This window comes from Paenibacillus thiaminolyticus (genome assembly GCF_003591545.1).
In the GTDB taxonomy this organism is placed as follows: domain Bacteria; phylum Bacillota; class Bacilli; order Paenibacillales; family Paenibacillaceae; genus Paenibacillus_B; species Paenibacillus_B thiaminolyticus_A.
On record NZ_QYZD01000097.1, the window covers coordinates 1 to 1,708 of the forward strand.

Annotated in this window: 2 protein-coding genes and 1 pseudogene; all 3 read left to right on the top strand. The window is 40.3% G+C overall.

Annotation, left to right across the window (positions count from 1 at the left end; all coding sequences use genetic code 11):
• Positions 1-89: 89 nt before the first annotated feature.
• Positions 90-716, top strand: coding sequence for an HNH endonuclease (locus tag DQX05_RS30060; protein ID WP_119796891.1), 627 nt, complete (start codon positions 90-92; stop codon positions 714-716).
• Positions 713-1,180, top strand: coding sequence for a DUF6985 domain-containing protein (locus DQX05_RS30065; protein ID WP_119796890.1), 468 nt, complete (start codon positions 713-715; stop codon positions 1,178-1,180). Before DQX05_RS30060 ends, DQX05_RS30065 begins: the two co-directional genes overlap by 4 nt.
• A 333-nt stretch (positions 1,181-1,513) precedes the next feature.
• Positions 1,514-1,708: pseudogene (locus DQX05_RS30070) on the top strand (hypothetical protein); the annotation flags it as partial.

Consider the following 1,708-nt stretch of genomic DNA (forward strand, 5'->3'; position numbering starts at 1 on the left):
TGGGGAATGAAGCGTCCGATCTCTTCAAGAACATGAGCAAGGAATTGAAGGAAAGTCTGGACGGGTTGAAGAGTAAGCTTGATAATGTAATGAAGAGTAGTTCAGGTGGTTCTGGCGGGAAGGGAAATGGTGGTATTCCACCTGCCTTCAAGCAAACTGAATTTTCTAGTTCATATCAAGCAAGGCTTAATCAAACACCTGCACCTGAGAATCCAAGGGTTGGTTTTGAAGGAACAAGAGGTGAATCACTATGTACTCTTAAGCCACCGCCAGACCCTCGATTGAAAAAAATATTAGATGAAGCTGGTATTGATGGTATACAATATAAAAATGCTATTCCCGATCTTTCACCAGTGGCAAATGCAGAAGTAGAAATTGAGTATATGCTCGGTGGAAAGGGGACTTATGGAGGGAAAGCTAGACGAGAAAATTTTATTCAATCAGACCAAAAATTAGCCGAACAACTTAATAATTCTCCCGAATTAGCACGCCAATTTGGGATGGAGTCTGGTAGAATTAGTGCTAAAGATATCAAGGTTTACCGAGAAAAAAACAAATTAACATGGCATGAATTAAATGACGTCAAAACAATGCAACTTGTACCAACAAATATAAACAGTACATTTGGGCACCTTGGCGGTGTAGGGGAGATCAATGCAGGGGCATTTGAACCTGGAGGATTTGCCAATAAACAAAAAGAGGAGATTTTAAAATGACAATAAACGATCCTATTTTTGGTGAACTTGAGTATAAATATGGTTGGTCTAAGGATACCACTATTCATTTTTTGGGAAAAGAAATTGAAGTCGCATTGATGATAGATGGTGAAGAAGATGGCGAGTTTGATGAAGAACAATATACGGCATATCAATCATTAATGCAAAATTGGGAGCAATTGCAACTAAGTCTCTTGCAACCAATTTTAGACTATTACCAACAAAAGAGACACGAACTGGGTTATGATATTGCACTTAATGAGAATTATCCCCTAATTGAAACAATCGACCAACTTCTTGATATGATTACTTTGGAGGGAATTGTTGTTCCATATGGAGAGATTAGAGAAGGTCGAGATATCGGAATACTTTTTAATTGTAAATGGGATGTGGAAAATGGAGTGGGGCTTCGTTTACTAGATGAAGAGGTGATTGAAGTAGGGTATCAGGATGTTGCGATTTGAATGCTTGGGGGACAGGTGCTAGCGAGTACCGAATACACCCATCGTTCAACGAAAAATATAATTAACCTAAGAAACAAAAAAAGAAATATAATTCGGGCTTACATATTGACGACAAAATCGTACAATACAACCAACCAATAAACCAAACACAAAATAACTTGACAAGTTACTTGAAAAACTTTCATAGGCTTATTCCAACTTGAACGATGAGGAGGAATAAGCCTTTTTGCATCAAAATCAAATGGGGAAGAAAACCAATCGCGAAGCAGGTAAAAGAAGTAGATGAAACATTGGGATTAATTGCAGAAGCCCGAGTAGATTTATGAAGCATTAATGAATGAGGTTCATGGCTATGCTGTTCGTCAGGAGCGGCTGTTGAACCCGAGGCTGACCGGTCTGTCGTTGGAAGGCGAAGTGTTGGCCGTCCAGGGCGAACAAGTTCAGCTTCGTCTGGACATCGACAAGGAACTAGCCGCGTCCGCGGCGCATTGGTTTCCCTTCGCCCCGCCAACGGGCAACGCCATGTAT

Bases quoted from the DNA above. Each gene is read 5' to 3' on its own strand.
- DQX05_RS30065 (WP_119796890.1), top strand. From the start codon at position 713: ATGACAATAAACGATCCTATTTTTGGTGAACTTGAGTATAAATATGGT.
- DQX05_RS30060 (WP_119796891.1), top strand. From the start codon at position 90: ATGAAGAGTAGTTCAGGTGGTTCTGGCGGGAAGGGAAATGGTGGTATT.